This window comes from Legionella sp. 227, from assembly GCF_043161935.1.
GTDB classification, from domain to species: Bacteria; Pseudomonadota; Gammaproteobacteria; order Legionellales; family Legionellaceae; genus Legionella; species Legionella sheltonii.
The window spans coordinates 640,069-657,293 of the sequence record NZ_CP171154.1 but is presented as its reverse complement, the minus strand read 5'-3'; the positions used below and the strand labels follow the sequence as shown (position 1 = coordinate 657,293).

Sequence of the window (17,225 nt, the reverse complement as noted above, 5' to 3'; positions counted from 1 at the left end):
CCTGGATATGTAAATCAGAATATTGAACATTACAATGCTCGGGCGCGAATCAACGAATGTTAATATATTTTATTAAAGTTATATCCAAGATTGCTTGTCGACGAGTAAGTCACTTGGGATACCCCCCGTTTGTTCTGTTGATTTGGGCTCTAAAAGGAGAACATGGGTCTCTTCATGTGCAATCGGTTTATGTTCTACGCCTTTTGGTACAATATAAATTTCGCCTTCGTTTAAGGTTACTGTTTTATCCCTGAATTCAATGTTTAGAGTGCCTTTGACCACTAAAAACAGCTCATCTTCATTCGCATGGCTATGCCAGATGAACTCTCCCTTGAATTTTGCAAGTTTGATATATTGGCCATTAAGCTCTCCAACAATACGTGGCGACCAAAACTCGCTAAAAAGTTTAAATTTTTGAACTAAATTTATTTTATCCATAGGAACCTCAATAGGATGAATGAGTGAGATATTGGTTAAAGATATAGTCTATATAACAGATTGTGCTACTAAATTCTAAATAATGAAAAGTAGAGTATCGAGTTGAGCAGCAGGAGAAGTCCTAATCCGTAAATTATCATTTCACTGATACCCAGGTTATGGCTCAGGCCTCACCCGGGTTACAGTGTGAACAAAAAGCGCCTTATCAGTAAGGGCAGTAAAACAAGAGATGAGGCTAATATTCAGATGAAATTAGAATGGGACATCATCATCCAATTGATCAAAAGCATCTTGTGGTACTTGAGCTGGTTGTTGTCTTGCAGCACTTTGATTGCTTGGCGCAAATTGAGCCTGTGGCATTTCATCAAAACTGGATGAACCGGCCCCTTTACTGTCTAACAGTTGAATGTCATTTGCTACAATCTCTGTAGTGTATCTATCTTGACCCTGTTGATCTTGCCATTTTCTCGTTCTTAAACTGCCTTCAATATAGAGTTTAGAACCTTTACGGACGTATTCACCAGCGATTTCACCTAAGCGGTTAAAACAGACTACCCTATGCCATTCGGTCCGCTCCTGCTTTTCACCCGTTGCTTTATCTTTCCACGCTTCACTGGTAGCAATGGAAAGTGTAGTTACCGCATTGCCATTAGGTAAATAACGTACATCTGGGTCAACACCGACGTTACCAATTAAGATGACTTTATTTATACCACGTGCCATTTCTGATCTCCTGTATGCGAAAGTTAGGAGAAGAGTATACCTAATTTATATATCCCTTGCACTGATGTGTTGAGGTGAACTTTTAATTCCGTTTTACTAAACAACAGCAAGCAGTGTTTGTTCTCAGTACTATCTTTGTGATTATTTTCTTGACTCTCACGTTACGTGATAGTTTACAATATTGGTTGAGGAGAAGATTAAGTGAGATATTACCAAATCAAAGAGATTAGCCAAATGACCTCATTAACAGTCAGGTCCTTACAATATTATGATGAAATTGGCTTATTAAAACCTACAAAGCGGTTAGAGAATGGATATCGTCTTTATTCTGAAATGGATTTAATGCGATTGCAGCAGATTACCACACTCAAATTTTTGGGATTTTCTTTGTCAACCATAAAAAAAATTATGGAAAATCCCAATTTTGATGTGATAACGTCGATAGGTATACAAGCACGTGAACTGACTGAAAAAGCAGCTCGAATTAATGAAGCCGCATCTCTTCTTAGTTATATTTCCAGCCAAATGGAAATGAATCAGCCGGTGAATTGGAAAAGTACCGCAAAAATAATAGAAATCTTGGAGTTGAATACAATGAATGATGAAGTTTTGCAAAAATATCAATCTGACGCGGAACAATCTGAATTAGGTAAAAAATCTGCTTACGATGAAACCTATAATCCAAATCGGTTATATCCTATCCCCAGGGCAGGAAAACGACAGGAAATTGGAGTGGATCCGACTCGATTACCTTTTTACGGGTTTGATTGCTGGAATCACTACGAAGTTTCCTGGCTTAATGCCAAAGGGAAACCTATGGTAGCGATTGCAGAATTATTTTATGAGTGCAACTCCCCAAACTTAATCGAATCAAAATCTTTAAAACTTTATTTTAATTCATTTAACAACACGCGGATTTCAAGTGTTAGTGAATTAGAAAATACGATCAAAAAGGATATACAGGAGCGTGTTGGCGCAGAGGTTTGGGTTAAGATTCATCATATGGATTCTTCCGAGCAATTTTCCATACAACAGTCATTAGTGGGTGATTCGCTTGATCAGCTTGATATAGAATGTTCGGTTTATCTTGTTGAACCTGCATTTCTTTCTGTAAGCAATGAGGTTGTTGAAGAAACTTTGTATTCAAATCTTTTAAAATCAAACTGTCTGGTGACCAATCAACCCGATTGGGGAAGCGTACAAATTGCTTACAAAGGCAAAAAAATTAATCGAGAGGGGTTATTAAAATATCTGGTTTCATATCGAAATCATAATGAGTTTCATGAGCAATGTATTGAACGAATTTTTGTCGATATTATGAATTATTGCAAACCAGAAAAGTTGACAGTCTATGGACGATATACAAGGCGGGGTGGCTTGGATATCAATCCCTATCGTTCTACTGAAAAGACCTCATTTATAGGTAAAAATTTGCGCTTGATTCGTCAGTAACGTAGTTTTGTATGGCATCATCAGCTAAGAATTTGCAGTAGGTTGCTGCTCAACCTAGCACCAACCTACATTGACGAATAATATGGGATTATTTAATCGACTAATTGATGCTGTTCTTGATGCCAGGCAGGACGACAAGAAATAAACAGTTGCATTGTTCCTTCCCAATAATATTTTTCACCTGCCTCAATGATTACGGCATCGCCAGCAGATAATCTATATTCCGTATGATTAACAACGAGTCTCCCTTCTCCTTGGAACACATAAGCTAATTCATTACATGCTAAATTGACGACGCGTCGTGTTTCAGGGTATCGACCTGATATTTTGGCTACAGCACAATCAAGCATGGGATCATTAAGATGATACTCAGTAACGTTACAAGATGCTGCATTACTGTGCTCCGTGGCTTGATGTTTCAAAGAAATTTTCATTTATAGCTCCATTATTGGTGATTTCCGTGATAAATGATTTTTTCTGCACTGCCCTCAAGATAACGCTCTCTATCCACACGCAGATAAATAACCTGTTCCTTTTCTGCGAATGCCACTTCAATTACTCCTTTAGCATTCAATAGTTGACTGATAATTTGTTCATTTTTTTGGAGCCAAGGAGAAGGTAAAATAAGTGTTGAAAAAGAAACGTTTGATTTCATTGGAAGAGAAATAAGTAACCATATAATACCTAAGATGGCATTAGTAATAAAAATACCCTGGCTGCTATTCCATTGATACAAAATACCTGCCAATGCCCCACCAAGAAAGAGTCCTAAAAACTGGCTGGTTGAATAAATACCCATAGCAGTTCCTTTATTATTAGGGTTTGCCTGCTTGGATACTAAAGAGGGCAATACGGCCTCAAGGATATTAAAAGCAATAAAATAAATGAGCATGAGCGGACAGAGACTCATCCAATTTTGAAAGGTATAGGCCAATAATAATTGAGTCAAAGCCATTATGAATACGGATGAAAGAAAAACGCTTTTCATGCACTTTTTCTTTTCCGCAAGAATAATAAACGGGATCATGAGTATAAATGAAATGATCATAATGGGCAGATAAAAATGCCATTGTTGGGATAAATGGCCTTGTTCCACTTGCTTTCTTAGGATGAAGGGGATAGCAAAAAATGTTGCGGTGAGAATAAAATGCTGGCAGAAAATGCCAACATTAAGACGTTGCAGTTGCAAGTTGGAAATAACTTGCTTGAATAAAGCGGGATTTGTTTCACTATCAACGTGAAAACGTTCATTTACAGGTTTGGGGATTACCAGATAAAGCAAGATGATCCCTGCTATTGCTAATAGAGTCGTTAAGGTAAAAATACCAGATAGGCCAAAATGGTGGGTAACAGCCGGACTCACAACCATAGCGAGGCTAAATGAGGTGCCAATAGTCATACCAATGACTGCCATTGCTTTAGTCCGTTGCTCATCAGGGGTTAAATCCGCAAGTAAGGCGATTAAAACACTACCAATTGCACCTGTACCTTGCAAGGCTCTGGCAATTATCATCCCATAAATAGAATTCGTTAGAGCACCAAGTAGACTACCCAAAGCAAAAAGCAGTAAGCCTATGGCTATCATAGGCTTTCTTCCAACTTTATCGGAGAGCATACCAAAAGGCATTTGCAGGAGCCCTTGAGCAAGACCATAAATTCCTAGAGCAAACCCTACTAATGTCGGTGTTGCGCCTTGTAAATTTTCTGCATAAATACTAAATACAGGGATGAGTAAAAACAAACCCATCATGCGGAAAGAAAAAATCGCGGCTATAGGAAATACAGTTTTAAACCAGGAATGCTTCATTCATTAATATATGTTTATCTTTATCGTGTGCCGATAGTACAAAGTTAGCCTTCTAGAAACAAGATATTTAAAAATTTAATACACGAAACATTGCTTTATTGCTCAATAAAAATGAAAATGTAGTTTTTTGTAATTGTTGGTCAATTTCCGCGCTACACGGACTATGATTTATGGGCTGTCACGAGGGTATTGCATCAACACTACTTTTTTTAATCAAGTGAAGTTAATGAGGAATATTCCATGAGTTTGGTTTTTGCAGGTAAAGTTGGATTAATTACTGGCGGGGCACGAGGCATCGGCAAGGCAACTGCATTAAAGTTAGCTCAAGCAGGAAGCGATATAGCCATAGTTTATTACAACAGTTCTGATGAAGCTCAATCTTTAGTCGAGGAAATCCAGGCTATGGGACGCAAAGCGGTTGCTCTGCAAGCGAATGTTGCCGATCAGCAATCGGTAAAAGAAATGTTTGCTCAATTCCGTACACATTTTGATCGCCTTGATTTTTTAATAAGTAATGCTGCAAGCGGTGTTTTAAAGTCAGCACTTAAGATGTCTACCAAACATTGGCGCTGGTGCTTGGAAACTAATGCTCTGGCGTTAAATCATTTGGCAACAGAAGCACGTTCATTGATGCCTAAAGGCAGTCGAATTATTGCTTTATCAAGTCTTGGTGCGTCTCGAGCTATTCCTAATTATGCATTTATTGGTGCATCTAAAGCGGCTCTTGAAGCTTTAGTGCGTTCTTTAAGCCTTGAGTTGGCTGTTGATGGTATTACAGTGAATACTGTTTCTGCTGGAGTAGTCGATACCGACGCATTGAAGCATTTTCCAAATAGAGAACAGCTGCTCGATGAATATCAGGCGCACTCATTGAGCGATAGACCCTTGACCACTCAGGATGTGGCCAATGCCATTTATCTCTTATGTTTGCCTGAAGCAGCCATGATTAATGCGCATACTTTATTTGTTGATGCAGGGTATAGTCAAGTTGGTTAATACCTTATCATTCTTAACTTTATGCCTTTAAAAAAATGTATGGTATAATTTCGGGCTTTGTAAATTAGCTATCTCTGAGGAAAAAATATGAATGTAGCAGACGTTTATCCTAAAGTTAGGGAAATTGTTGCTGATGTGCTAGTGATTGATGTAGAAGAAGTATCTCTTAACAGTCGGTTGATAGCAGATCTGGGCGCAGAATCCATTGATTTTCTTGATTTGGTATTCCAATTAGAGAAAGAATTCAAAATTAAAATCCCTCGTGGCCAATTAGAAAAAAATGCACGTGGTGATTTAGCAGAAGATGAATTCGAGAAAGGTGGCATTATCACCGAAAGGGGTTTGAAGGTATTGCAAAATTACTTAAGTGAAGTTCCTGCTGAGCAATTTAAGCCCAATATGAAGGTCAATGAAATACCTATGCTATTTACCATTGAAACATTTTGTAAATTAGTTGTTGCGGCAATCAAAGAACAACAAACTGCTGGATCTGAAGCTTAATTCGGGTGTTTTTTTAAATTCAAGGTTAATAGGGCTTAATAAATACTGATGAGATTCTTATTCGTTGATCGTATAGTGGAGTCATCTCCTGGTCAGGTGATCCGGGGAATCAAACATGTTACCCCCAATGATACATGCCTCACAGTTGATGAGCAGGGACGGCCCTGTTTTATCCCCTCATTAATCGGAGAGACCCTAGGGCAATTGGCTGCATGGAATGTGATGGCGCTTCAAGAGTTTACCTGTAGACCTGTGGCAGGTATTGTTGCTAAATCTTCCATGCATCGGCCCGCCTATGTAGGTGAAACTTTATTGCTTGAGTCGTTTATTGAGCACATAGATAGTTCAGTAATGCAATATCATAGTGAAGCGAGAGTAGGTAATGAGCGTGTTTTCAGTATTGAAGGCGCCTTAGGTCCTCTACTCCCTATGAATGATTTTATCGATTTAGATGAAGTGAAACAGCAATATTCCGAAATTAATCGACCAGGTGATTGGTTAGCTATCAGTAAGGAGAGCGCACCAATATTGAGTGACAATCTGATTATGGATTTGAACTTGCCCGTAGTGTCCATGACGTTTGACCGAATTCGCTCCAGCCAACCAGGGGTTAGTTTAACCGCAGAAAAAAGAATATCACGAGCGGCCCTTTATTTTGCAGATCACTTCCCCAAAAAACCGGTATTACCTATGACGGTATTATTGGAATGTAAATTAAATTTGGCGCATGAATTTATTCGTCGTGCAGGGTATGCAGTAGACTATCAAGTGAGCGAGTGTCGCAAAATAAAAATGAATGAGTTTGTCTATCCAGGTGATGTTCTTGAATGTTTTGTAACGGTCAAAAAGCACACTGAAGATGAATTAGTTCTTGCTTATCGTAGCGAGGTTGCAGGTAAACGTGTTTGTGTGGTCGATGTAGTGCTTATTCCCAGAGGTAAATAAAAGTGAAAAAAAGACGAGTTGCGATTACAGGTATGGGAGCTGTTTCTCCTTTAGGGCTTGATGTTCAGTCTACATGGTCCAATTTATTGGAGGGGCGTTCAGGTATTTCTAAAATCAAACAATTTGATGCCAGTGCTTTTCCAACCGATATTGCGGCTGAGGTGAAGAATTTTTCGCTTGCTCCTAATTTAACTACCAAACGGAGTCGCTTTTCCGTGTATTTTACCCGCTATGCGCTTGAAGCAGCGCAGCAAGCTTTTGATGATGCAGGGATTTTGCCAACCGCGCAAACTGCAGCACAGTGGGGGGTTGTTACCGGCAGTGGGATGATGACTGCTGAATTTGATTACTTAGCTCGATTTCAAGAAATTTGTGCCCCAAATGGCGAAGCAGATTGGGCGAGTTTGCTGGCGAATACGCAAGAATTTTATAGATTATCTGATTTCGGTAAAACAACGCCAAATTCAGGCCTTTCTTTGTTGATCCAACAATTTGGCATCAGAGGTTATGCTTCCTCGGTGCATACCGCTTGTGCATCAGGTGGACAAGCACTAGGGTTGGCAATGCAAGTAATTCGTCGGGGTGAAGCTGATTTTATGCTGGCTGGAGGATTTGATTCAATGATTAATCCTTTGGGATTATCCAGTTTTTGCTTATTAGGTGCTTTATCTACTTATAACAGCACGCCTGAAACAGCGAGTAGACCTTTTGATGGAACACGCAATGGTTTTGTTTTAGGCGAAGGGGCTGCTTTTTTAATTCTGGAAGAATGGAGTAAGGCAAAAGCGCGAGGCGCTCATATTTACGCAGAATTAGCCGGCGAAGGTAATTCATTAAGCTCTTATCGAATTACTGATTCGCATCCAAATGGCGATGGGGCAATACAAGCAATTGAGCGTGCTCTTCAGGATGCTGGAGTCCAAGCTTCTGATGTGGATTACATTAATGCACATGGTACCTCAACCAAAATGAATGACTTAAGTGAAACGAATGCCATTAAAGCAGTTTTTGGAGAGTCTGTCGCAAACTTGCCTGTGAGTTCGACCAAAAGTCAAACCGGACATTTGATTGCTGCGGCCGGTGCGCTAGAGGCTGTTTTATCAGTTAAATCCATAGAGCAAGCAACGATCCCCAAAACCGCCAATTTAACTACCCCTGACCCAGAGTGTGATTTGGATTATGTGGTTGATGGACCGCGTGAACGTTCTTTGGGAGTGGTTCTCTCCAATTCATTTGGATTTGGTGGCTCTAATAGTTGCTTGTTATTTAAGCATCCTGAATTTGAAGGAGCGGGTATATGAGTCAGAGTAACAGAGTATTTATTACAGGACGAAGTGCACTAACTGCTTCAGGCGCTACTGCGGATGCAACCTGGGATGCAATTCTTTCAGGTAAAAATGGAATTGCTGAAATAACTCACTGGGATTTATCGCAATGGCCTCATCGTTTGGGTGGTGAGTTAAAAGAATTTAATCCAGCAAAAATGCTACCTGATCGCAAGTTGATGAAAGTCATTTCACGGCAGGATGTAATGGGAATTCATGCTGCAGTACAAGCAATCGAGCACAGTCAAATGATTGCTTATCGTGATACTCTTGAAGACCCTAATTCATTTAATGAACAAACGGCTGTTTTCGTCGGTTCACCAGGGAATAAATATTTTCAACAATATGATTTTTTACCTTTGCTCGCAAAAACGCAAAGGAATATGCACCAATTTGCACAACATCTATTTGAAACAGTTCATCCGATGTGGTTATTACGCATATTGCCTAATAATGTTCTTGCCTACACAGGGATAACCTATGAGTTTAAAGGCCCCAATCATAATGTAACAAACCATGCGGTTGGCGGAACACAAGCTTTATTGGAAGCCTATCATGCTATTCGCAGTGGTCAGGCAGAGCGAGCGGTTGTGGTTGCCTATGATATGGCTACTGAACCTCAAGCCTTATTTTACTATGAGCAATTAGGGGTATTAAGCAATCAACACTTAAAACCATTTGACGAGTCGCATGATGGTACGATTTTGGCCGAAGGTGCTGCTGCTTTAGTATTGGAAAGTGAGGCCAGTATGCGTGCGCGCTCAGCCACGTGCTATGGTGAAGTTATGGGTGGATTATCAACCACTGAAGCTGAAGGGTTGTTTTCTCTCGATACAAGTGGACAGCAACTTGCTGAGTTGATACATCGTACTTTAGAATGTGTTGAATTAAATCCTAATGACTTAGGCTTTATTGTCGCGCATGGTAATGGGAATAGTAAGTCGGATTATAGTGAATCTCAGGCGATACAAAGTGTTTTTGCCGAACAAGAAATTCCTGTAACGGCATTCAAATGGTCTATGGGGCATACTATATGTGCTTCTGGTTTGATTGACACAGTAATGGCTACTTATGCACTCTCTTCTCAATGTGTACCCGGTATAGCGAATTTGCAGAAGGTTGCACCCAGTTGCCAAGGATTGTCCGTAAGCACGGAGCATCAAGCGTTAAAGCGTGGTCCTTATGCACTGACGATCAATCGAGGATTTGCCAGTATGAATGCCTGTTTGGTGATTAAAGCTTGTGACTGAATTAGAACAAAAAATTAATGAATTGCCTCTAAGTTTACTTGGCCGATTCGTCTATAAGTTTTTGCCTTATAAGCGAAAAGTCGTGATGGCAAATATTGATCGTGTTTTTGGCGAGCAATTGAATAGCACCCAAAAAAAACGACTTGCTACATCCTACTACACACATTTGCTTAAGTCCTTTAAAGAAGCCATTCAATTGCGTTTTATGTCCGAAGGGGATTTACGCAATCTGGTAGAGGTGCGCGGTCATGAACATATGCTGGCAGTTGTAGCACAACAAAAAGGAGTTTTAGTTCTAACAGGACATTTTGGCAATTGGGAGGTTGCACCCATTGGTGGTGTTTTAAATTTTAAACAATTTCAAGGTCAGTTTCATTTTATTCGTCGAACCTTGTCAATTAAATTTATCGAACGAAGTTTATTTAAACAGTACTACCAAGTCGGCTTAAATGTAATTCCTAAAAAGAATTCTCTCGATAAGGTTTGTGCTGCTTTGGAAAAAAATCATGCAGTAATTTTCGTTCTCGATCAACATGCCTCACTGGCCAACCGAGATGGTATCGCTGTTGAGTTTTTTGGCGTGAAAGCAGGAACTTACCGTAGCCTTGCAACCCTATCTCGTTATACCGGAGTTCCTGTAATTCCAGCTGCTGGATATAGATTACCCAATGGGAAGCATGTCCTGGAGTTTTATGATCCCATTCCATGGAAAGATTATGATTCAGCTCAAGAGTCTCTTTATTATAATACGTTAGCTTATAATCAAGCATTAGAACGTATTATTTTGGCTCATCCTGAACAGTGGAATTGGATGCATAAACGTTGGAAACTCAAGTCGTAATCGTTCCTTTACTGTTTATTATCGTTTTAAACGATTCAATATGCTCCACTTCAAAGGTCTCTTCTTCCGCTAGTTCAGGTTTTTTCATTTTGGCAAAAAAACCCTCAGCCCAACTCAAGGCACTTTGTGCATATACAGTTGCTTCGCATGTATATTTGGAGAGTATTTTACCTGCGCTTGCTACAAAATCACTTGGTTCCGAGCTTGGTACCGGTTTTTTACCGGGAACAACTACTAGTTCTGGCATGAGCTCATCCAACTCATCAGAAATATATTGCAGTTGATCAGAATCTTCGTTGACCTGTGCAAGTAATGAATCAATCTCTCCACGTGATTTTTCTTTTAACATCAGCTCTAAAAGTCGAAATTGATTCATGACGAATGGATTCTGGTTGTCCTTTAGCCAATGATAAATGCGTTCATTCTCTTCCCTATGTTTCATTACATAATGGTATAGCTTATGCAATTTTTGTCGGGTAATTAACTCACTCTTAGGCATTGTTTGTAGCGAAAATCTATCGAGTGCTTTAATGATTTCTGCAAATTTTTCTTGTGTTAAAGGAAGGGCAATTTTGTTCAACAAATCCAGAAGCGTTGTTTCTGATTCTTGGGCTGATTCGGTACTTTTTGTTCGGCTTAAGGAAGAGGAGTTATTGTTTTCTTCTACATAGTATGATGTTGGTGCAACAAAATCGGGTGAATTTGGTTTAAAAAATCCGGTCCACCCATATATCCAACATCGTTTAATCCAGTTAATTAAATCAGAAAAAAATCCATACTCATTAGAGAATTTTAATTCTACTTGTGCTTCAGAGAGTGCTTGTTGAGCAATTTGAATAATTTCCTGATTTTTTTCAGTGTTAAGATTTTTTAGAGCCAAGGTACATAAGTCAATGACTCGTTGATAATTTTCTTTTCCACCACGGAGGCCAAAATAACGAATTACTCTCTTTGCATCAAATAAAAATAAGTGATAAATGATTTGTTCATCAAAAAAAACAGGATGGTTTAAAAATGCTGAAAAAATGGTTTCTTTTACCGCCTGGTCTATTTCGGGACGTTTTAACATGAACCCAATGTGGTGGATTGCTTTGTTGCGCGTGATGATGTCTACAGAACGCTCATAAAACTCCATATAATCATTAAGCAACTTAAGAATGGGTTCCACACTGCCTTTATAGTGTATTAAAAAATACTCAAAACAATTAATTGACTTGCCCCGTTGAACCAACTCTTTTATAAATGGACTTTCATCAGGGGGTATTGATGGTCTTTGTTCTTTTGGAATTCCGGGGATGGAAGGATTTAAATGAATATTTTGCAGCATCCTTGGCATATTGATTCGCTTATTTTGATAAAATAATGCCGCATTCCCTTCTAACGCATTGGTTCGTAAATAGCGATTGGTTAAGTACGCGGTTTTAGATGCTAATTCCTTAAATGCAAGCTTATCATTTAAGAAAAAAAGGAGTTCTACTGCTTCTAATGAGAACGGGTAATTTTTAGCTAACAGTTTTTTCGTTAATTGATTAATATAAAATGCATAGGTTTTATTATAATGACCATTGAGATAGAGGCGTATTGCCAACAGCAAATGAGATTCTTCGTGCGCATGGTCGAGAAACTTATTAGGAAGGTTATGAAATAATCCTAAATTCTCAATGATATTAACCACCACTGCCTTTTTTTGGCTCGGTTCCATTTTACCTAATTCGTCAATAACATTTGGACCTGCGATGTTCATAAAATGAGCTAAGATATAATGAGCATTAGGCATTAAGGCAAAATGATTAATCCAATAAGTAAGAACCTGGTGTCTTTCATAGAGAGGGTATCGTTCAAGAAGGGCCTCTACTTGGACTTTAGTCAATTGATGAAAATGAGGAACAGAACAAAGAATACTAATTGCTGACTCAGGTTCTAGTTTGTCAATCAATTGGGGTGAAAGAGTTTTTAAGTCTAATTGATGCACTAGAGCATTAAGACGTGAAGGGATATGATGATCTTGATGGGTTAGCCTGTTTAATAATGAGTCACCTTTCAAACAAGATAAATATTCTTTTTGGCTTAATAAGTAAATAATTAAGAGCGATTTTATCTGCGGATTTTTAACAATTTGAATGCACTCGAGAATATTTGGGATAGTCAATTCCCCTTCCTCAATAGTCGTTAAAAAGTGGGCCTGGCTTTTTGTATCCTTATTAATTTCCGTTAAATATTCTAGGTTTCCCATAGCCGCTTTGAATAAGTCAAAACTTTGAATTTTGCTTCCTGTCATGACACTCTCCTTTTAACCAAGCACCCATTTCCAAATAGATTTCTTGCGATACTCTATCGTAGCGACAAACTAATTTATCGAGCAGGTGCCTGAGTCCTCATGTACTTGGGTGTACACTGCGGTTCTGCGCTTCTCTTCGCACTTTGAAGTGAATTTCGAAAGCAGTCTAGTGTAAATTTGAAACAGTGCGAGTGTGAGGCGTTCTTTCAGAATAACTCTTTGTAAAGAAAATTCAATACTTGTGTTAATTTTGCATAGGAAATGTATTTAAGCTAAAACAAGATACCTTCATAAACAAAAACGGCTGGCCCTGTTAGAATTATCGGCTCATTAAATGATGTCCAGTTAATTAATAAATCGCCACCAGGTAACGTCACTTTTATTTGTTTGTCCAATTGATGATATAAGCGGCCAATAGCAGCTGCTGCAACAGCACCGCTTCCACATGCTTGTGTTTCGCCACAACCACGTTCATATACTCGTAATTTGATATGGTTTTGATTCACAATTTGCATAAATCCAACATTGACTTGGACAGGAAAACGGGGATGTAAACTGATTTCTTTTCCTAAGGCATGAACAGGGGCTTTGTCTGTATCTTCTACCACCAATACTGCATGTGGATTGCCCACACTTAAGGCATGAAAGTGAACTGTTTTGTTCGGTTGAAGTTCTAAAAAATATTCAGCGGATTGTTGCTCAGTGATGAATGGTATATCCGATGGGGATAAGCGTGGTATTCCCATATCGACGCTAACGCTAGAGTCTGAATTGATATGCAAATTCATCTGTGTGGTGCGCGTTGCAACAGTTAAGTGATTTTTATCGGTTAATCCGTAATATTTAGCAAATAAGGCAAGACAACGTGCTCCATTGCCACATTGACCCACCTCTTGGCCATCGGCATTAAAAATTCGATAATTAAAGTCAATACCGTCCTGCATGCTTGATTCAATAAGCAAGCATTGATCAAAGCCAATGCCAGTATGGCGTTGAGCCATAGTAATTATTTGTTGGGGATTTAGATTGATCTGCTGATTAATACCATCAATCACCATGAAATCATTACCTAAGCCATGCATTTTGGTAAATTTAATGTTCATAATTTGCCTGTTGAACTGAATTATTTTGAACTCTCGTTACTCACTTGTGTCTTTGTTGATGGTTCTGGCAAATAGAGTGGTCCCTTTTGTCCACAACCTACTAAGAGTATGGCAATGCAAAGCATAAATAAAAAGTAAATTTGTTTCATTAGAGAGAATATTTAAAAGTTTTAGAACGGTAACTATCCATTTATTTATATAAAAATTCAAGTATTAGGAAATGTTTCTGCTTGAAGCCTGGGTTAGGCGCAGCCGTAACCCAGGTTTGAGATAAAAAATCCTATTCCATTACCTGGGGTATGCTGCACTGCATACAGGCTACATGACTACATTACCTCAAGTGATGGCGGTCTGCTTTCTTCCTCTTCATCTTTATCAACAACATCAATTGGTATATCAGCAGCTGCTCTATGTTTGTTAAATGAAGCCACTGCATTTTGTCCAGAGGATTGCCAAAAATAGCATGATTTTACGGAAGAATGGCCCACATTAGCATAAATTGCCAGTGCAATTAATCCAGGGAAGATAAGCGTCAAGAGAATTCCGGCGGCAATTACCGCATTTCTGCGATACCGCACCCAATCGGGATCATGATGCGCTGCGAAGTTCTCTTTATACTTATCCAGCTGGGTGTAAAATAAACGCAAACGCTCCTTATGCTGTGATATTTGTTTGTTATCTTGCAAAATATCATACAATTCGGTAGCTTTTTTGATTTTGTCCTGGATTTTATTATCCTTTTGTTTTGTCTCTTCATCTTGCTCAGATTCTGGAACTTTGGACAATTGTGATTTGAGTGACGCCAAATACTCTTCTGTTAATGGAATGAGTTTTTCATTAATGAGTAATAAATATTTAGCTTCTCGGGGATCATTCTTTTCTGCAAAATATTTATTCTTTTCTGCAAAATATTCATTTTTTTTGTCTTTTTCTGATTTTAATAAAGCATCCATTTCTTCTTTTTGCCGATCTTTCGCTGCTATTTGTTCTTCCATTCTTTTGATACGGGCACTTAATTGTTCCTTTTCATCTTCCAAACGCGTTTTTTCTTGTTTGAGTCTATCCACTACACCGTATTTATTAATGGCATGTCGTTCAACTAATTCTTTGAAGGTGTCCTTTTCTGCTGGTTGAGGCAAAGCATTAGGCCTATCTCGATAAAATTTTTGTGCCGCGACATCAATTAATGCTTCAGCTTTTTTTCGCAGAGAGAGTTCATGCTTGTTAAACACGGCTGCTTCAGTTTCGAACTGTCGACCTAGTGCGGCAGTATCATTAATAAAAACTCCAATTTGATGATACAGTTTTTCAAATTCATCAAAAGAACTGCCATAATTTTCTTCAAACCGTGTAACAAGTTGGTCGACCAAGTTTTCTTGGCCCTCACTTCGAGGCAGTTTGTCTTTCAATTGTTGGCAAATGAATTCTATCTTTATTTTTATGGGATGATCGGCTAATCGAGCAAATTCAAGACTGGTAAAGATTTTATTAATTTCCTGTTGAATTTCTAAATCAGAAGACGCTTCATCTTTATTGAGCTGAGTTAATAAGGTATGAAAAAAGGACCTCAAGTTTACATTAGTTGGTGTGCGAAGACGATTAAATACTTCTTCCAGATTTGCATGTTGTTGCGCAACGGTCTGACTAATCCCGTGTAGGGTCAAATCGATGAGTGAAGCTACAAATTCTTGTATGGTTGGATTGTCAATTTTTTCTAGTTCTTTAAACTCTGCAAATAGGCCAATGATAGCAACAAAAAGCTCTTCTTTTTCGTGTTGCTTTTGCTCTGAACTCCAGTCATCCATTAAATATTGTTGGCTTACTCTTTGAATCAATGTACCAAAAGAAATCAAGACATCTTTACGTGCACTTTCACTGTCAAGTATTGCGGTCGCAGCAATTTTTTGATGTTCACTAATAGTAGAAGAGGAAAGATTCGTAATGGCTTTTATGTTTTTAGATAGTACAGCTTGTGCTGATTTAATGAGCTCTAAAATAGTTTGATCTTTTTGCGAAGGTTCGTGGAATATTTTGAAGAAAAACTCTTTCATTAATACACTGTGCTCTTCGTTAACATATCCTATGTTTTTAGGGAAGATCTCCGTTAAAAGTCCATATTTGTGGTCAGTACGTAGCACTTTTCTTTGTGGTGCTACACCCATCCCAATGTAATGAGTCGTATTGAATGCTTCATATGCCGCTCTATTGGCGTAAATTTTGTCATAAAGCTTGCGAAATATGGTTGGAAAATCAAGTTGAGCTACATCAATATTCTCATTAATTCCTACCTCTTCCAGAAAAGCGATATTTTTTCTACCGAGTCCGGTGTGTTCATGAAAAATTTCTTGAGCATCTTTAAATTCAACACCATGATTAGATAAAAAATGAAGTAATTTAAAAATCATTAATTTTTGTACGTGTGTCGATTTGGTTTTATCAGGAGAAACGACAATGCTCTGTTGTGATGCGTTACTGCCAGCAGAACCGGTTCCATGATGTCCGGGTAGGGTATTGCGAATGACTACCTGTTGTTGTGGATCGGATGCTTCCGGATAGATTGGTGTAAAGCCCCAATCTGAATGTTCATTTTCGTAATAGATAAATTCTGCATATTTAACAATAGGCGGAATGCTATAAAATCTTGGGTCATACCATGTTATAGGCCAGCAGACATCCCCTGGAACAGGGTCAATAATAAACAGGTTCATTGACACTTCAGAGATATTGGCTTTTAGTCCCTTAAACCATAGCTCTCTCTCTGCTATTGATTGAGGTAATTGGGTTAATAGGGATTTAATGATGTCAGGGGTATTGTTCGTGGGTTTGCCTTTTTGTCTCTCAGCTTGTTGTCGTGTTAGCTCTTTTATTAGTTGATCAAAATCTTCACAAACGGTCATCACTTCTTTTATCGCATTGATTTCATGAGCAATCAGAATGGATTCAACCCCGCCTCTGCTGTGGGCAATATCATTTAGTTCAGTTTGTCCCCGAGCAAGAGCATTTAAAGCGATACCCAGACCAAGTCCAATTTTTTCGCCAACATTGGTTCCGTCATTCTTGGGGCCATTAACAACCGCGATGTCTAGAGATTGATAAGGAACAAGTTGTTTGTGATCAATCACTGGGTTATCTGTTTTAACCAACATAGATACGAGACTGAGCGTTTCTCCTTTAGGATAATACTCTTGCAATTTATCTCCTGCTTTTACAGGTACTTTTTTCTTGTTTTTTAGAGTAGGGGTATAGACTGTGCTTGTCCCCAGCATGGTAAGGGTAAATGATTTAGATTCTAATTTCTTAAACATACTTTTGCCGCTAATTGATCCACTGTAGCGCACTATAATACATGTTGCCTAATAATAAAATACTCTGGATGGGTATTTTGTTTTTCAATTGATCAAAGTGGTGTGAATTTGTTTCTATTTTTGCTGTTCTGAGATTCTATAAAATATCGAGAACGTATAACTTGCACTGTGTTAAGGCATTAGCGATAATTTCTCTTTTTTGTCTGTGAGGGGATTTGTTTTGAATGTATTTATCAATGAGTCACAGGCTCAAGCGCAAGC

Annotated in this window: 15 protein-coding genes and 1 pseudogene; 8 read left to right on the top strand and 8 right to left on the bottom strand. The window is 38.6% G+C overall.

Going from position 1 to position 17,225, the window contains the following annotated elements:
• Positions 1 to 78 precede the first annotated feature (78 nt).
• Both ACF8MK_RS02730 and ssb read right to left on the bottom strand, forming a co-directional pair.
• On the bottom strand, positions 79 to 438 hold the full coding sequence (locus ACF8MK_RS02730; protein ID WP_392538084.1) for a cupin domain-containing protein: 360 nt from the start codon (positions 436 to 438) through the stop codon (positions 79 to 81).
• Positions 439 to 690: 252 nt separating this feature from the next.
• Entirely contained in the window at positions 691 to 1,161 is a 471-nt protein-coding gene (gene ssb / locus ACF8MK_RS02725) for a single-stranded DNA-binding protein (protein ID WP_265702134.1), read from the bottom strand.
• Positions 1,162 to 1,395: 234 nt separating this feature from the next.
• On the opposite strand from ssb, the pseudogene ACF8MK_RS02720 reads away from it, so the two are divergent.
• Both ACF8MK_RS02720 and queF read left to right on the top strand, forming a co-directional pair.
• Positions 1,396 to 1,515, top strand: a pseudogene (locus ACF8MK_RS02720) (MerR family DNA-binding transcriptional regulator); the annotation flags it as partial.
• A 240-nt stretch (positions 1,516 to 1,755) separates the two neighbouring features.
• On the top strand, positions 1,756 to 2,613 hold the full coding sequence (gene queF / locus ACF8MK_RS02715) for an NADPH-dependent 7-cyano-7-deazaguanine reductase QueF (RefSeq protein ID WP_392539001.1): 858 nt from the start codon (positions 1,756 to 1,758) through the stop codon (positions 2,611 to 2,613).
• A 92-nt stretch (positions 2,614 to 2,705) separates the two neighbouring features.
• Here queF and ACF8MK_RS02710 read toward each other — a convergent pair whose 3' ends face one another.
• Both ACF8MK_RS02710 and ACF8MK_RS02705 read right to left on the bottom strand, forming a co-directional pair.
• A complete protein-coding gene (locus ACF8MK_RS02710; protein ID WP_392538083.1) occupies positions 2,706 to 3,047 on the bottom strand; it encodes a cupin domain-containing protein in 342 nt (113 codons plus the stop codon).
• 11 nt (positions 3,048 to 3,058) lie between these two features.
• The gene (locus ACF8MK_RS02705; protein ID WP_392538082.1) at positions 3,059 to 4,420 is read right to left on the bottom strand and encodes an MFS transporter; all 1,362 of its coding nucleotides are present in this window, start codon (positions 4,418 to 4,420) and stop codon (positions 3,059 to 3,061) included.
• A 240-nt stretch (positions 4,421 to 4,660) separates the two neighbouring features.
• Between ACF8MK_RS02705 and fabL the strand changes: the two genes are divergently transcribed.
• The 6 genes from fabL to ACF8MK_RS02675 all read left to right on the top strand — a co-directional run bounded on the left by fabL (position 4,661) and on the right by ACF8MK_RS02675 (position 10,278).
• Complete coding sequence (fabL, locus tag ACF8MK_RS02700) at positions 4,661 to 5,416, top strand: enoyl-[acyl-carrier-protein] reductase FabL (RefSeq protein WP_392538081.1); 756 nt, start codon at positions 4,661 to 4,663, stop codon at positions 5,414 to 5,416.
• Positions 5,417 to 5,503: 87 nt separating this feature from the next.
• Positions 5,504 to 5,917: an acyl carrier protein gene (locus tag ACF8MK_RS02695; RefSeq protein WP_265702139.1), complete on the top strand. Its 414-nt coding sequence runs from the start codon at positions 5,504 to 5,506 to the stop codon at positions 5,915 to 5,917.
• A gap of 48 nt (positions 5,918 to 5,965) precedes the next feature.
• Entirely contained in the window at positions 5,966 to 6,862 is an 897-nt protein-coding gene (locus ACF8MK_RS02690) for a 3-hydroxyacyl-ACP dehydratase FabZ family protein (protein WP_392538080.1), read from the top strand.
• A gap of 32 nt (positions 6,863 to 6,894) precedes the next feature.
• A complete protein-coding gene (locus ACF8MK_RS02685; RefSeq protein ID WP_392539000.1) occupies positions 6,895 to 8,163 on the top strand; it encodes a beta-ketoacyl-[acyl-carrier-protein] synthase family protein in 1,269 nt (422 codons plus the stop codon).
• Positions 8,160 to 9,437, top strand: a complete 1,278-nt coding sequence (locus tag ACF8MK_RS02680) for a beta-ketoacyl synthase (protein WP_265702142.1) — start codon at positions 8,160 to 8,162, stop codon at positions 9,435 to 9,437. The genes ACF8MK_RS02685 and ACF8MK_RS02680 overlap by 4 nt, the downstream gene beginning before the upstream one ends.
• Positions 9,430 to 10,278 carry a lysophospholipid acyltransferase family protein gene (locus tag ACF8MK_RS02675; RefSeq protein WP_392538079.1) on the top strand — a complete coding sequence of 283 codons (849 nt, stop codon included), beginning with the start codon at positions 9,430 to 9,432 and terminating at the stop codon, positions 10,276 to 10,278. Before ACF8MK_RS02680 ends, ACF8MK_RS02675 begins: the two co-directional genes overlap by 8 nt.
• Here ACF8MK_RS02675 and ACF8MK_RS02670 read toward each other — a convergent pair.
• The 4 genes from ACF8MK_RS02670 to ACF8MK_RS02655 form a co-directional block, all read right to left on the bottom strand.
• The gene (locus ACF8MK_RS02670) at positions 10,268 to 12,556 is read right to left on the bottom strand and encodes a hypothetical protein (RefSeq protein ID WP_392538078.1); all 2,289 of its coding nucleotides are present in this window, start codon (positions 12,554 to 12,556) and stop codon (positions 10,268 to 10,270) included. The two genes, ACF8MK_RS02675 and ACF8MK_RS02670, sit on opposite strands and share 11 nt — an antisense overlap.
• Positions 12,557 to 12,828: 272 nt before the next feature.
• Positions 12,829 to 13,659: a diaminopimelate epimerase gene (dapF, locus tag ACF8MK_RS02665; protein ID WP_392538077.1), complete on the bottom strand. Its 831-nt coding sequence runs from the start codon at positions 13,657 to 13,659 to the stop codon at positions 12,829 to 12,831.
• A 20-nt stretch (positions 13,660 to 13,679) separates the two neighbouring features.
• Complete coding sequence (locus tag ACF8MK_RS02660) at positions 13,680 to 13,784, bottom strand: lipoprotein (RefSeq protein WP_392538999.1); 105 nt, start codon at positions 13,782 to 13,784, stop codon at positions 13,680 to 13,682.
• Between the two features lie 201 nt (positions 13,785 to 13,985).
• Positions 13,986 to 16,964 carry a hypothetical protein gene (locus ACF8MK_RS02655; RefSeq protein ID WP_392538076.1) on the bottom strand — a complete coding sequence of 993 codons (2,979 nt, stop codon included), beginning with the start codon at positions 16,962 to 16,964 and terminating at the stop codon, positions 13,986 to 13,988.
• Positions 16,965 to 17,225 lie beyond the last annotated feature (261 nt).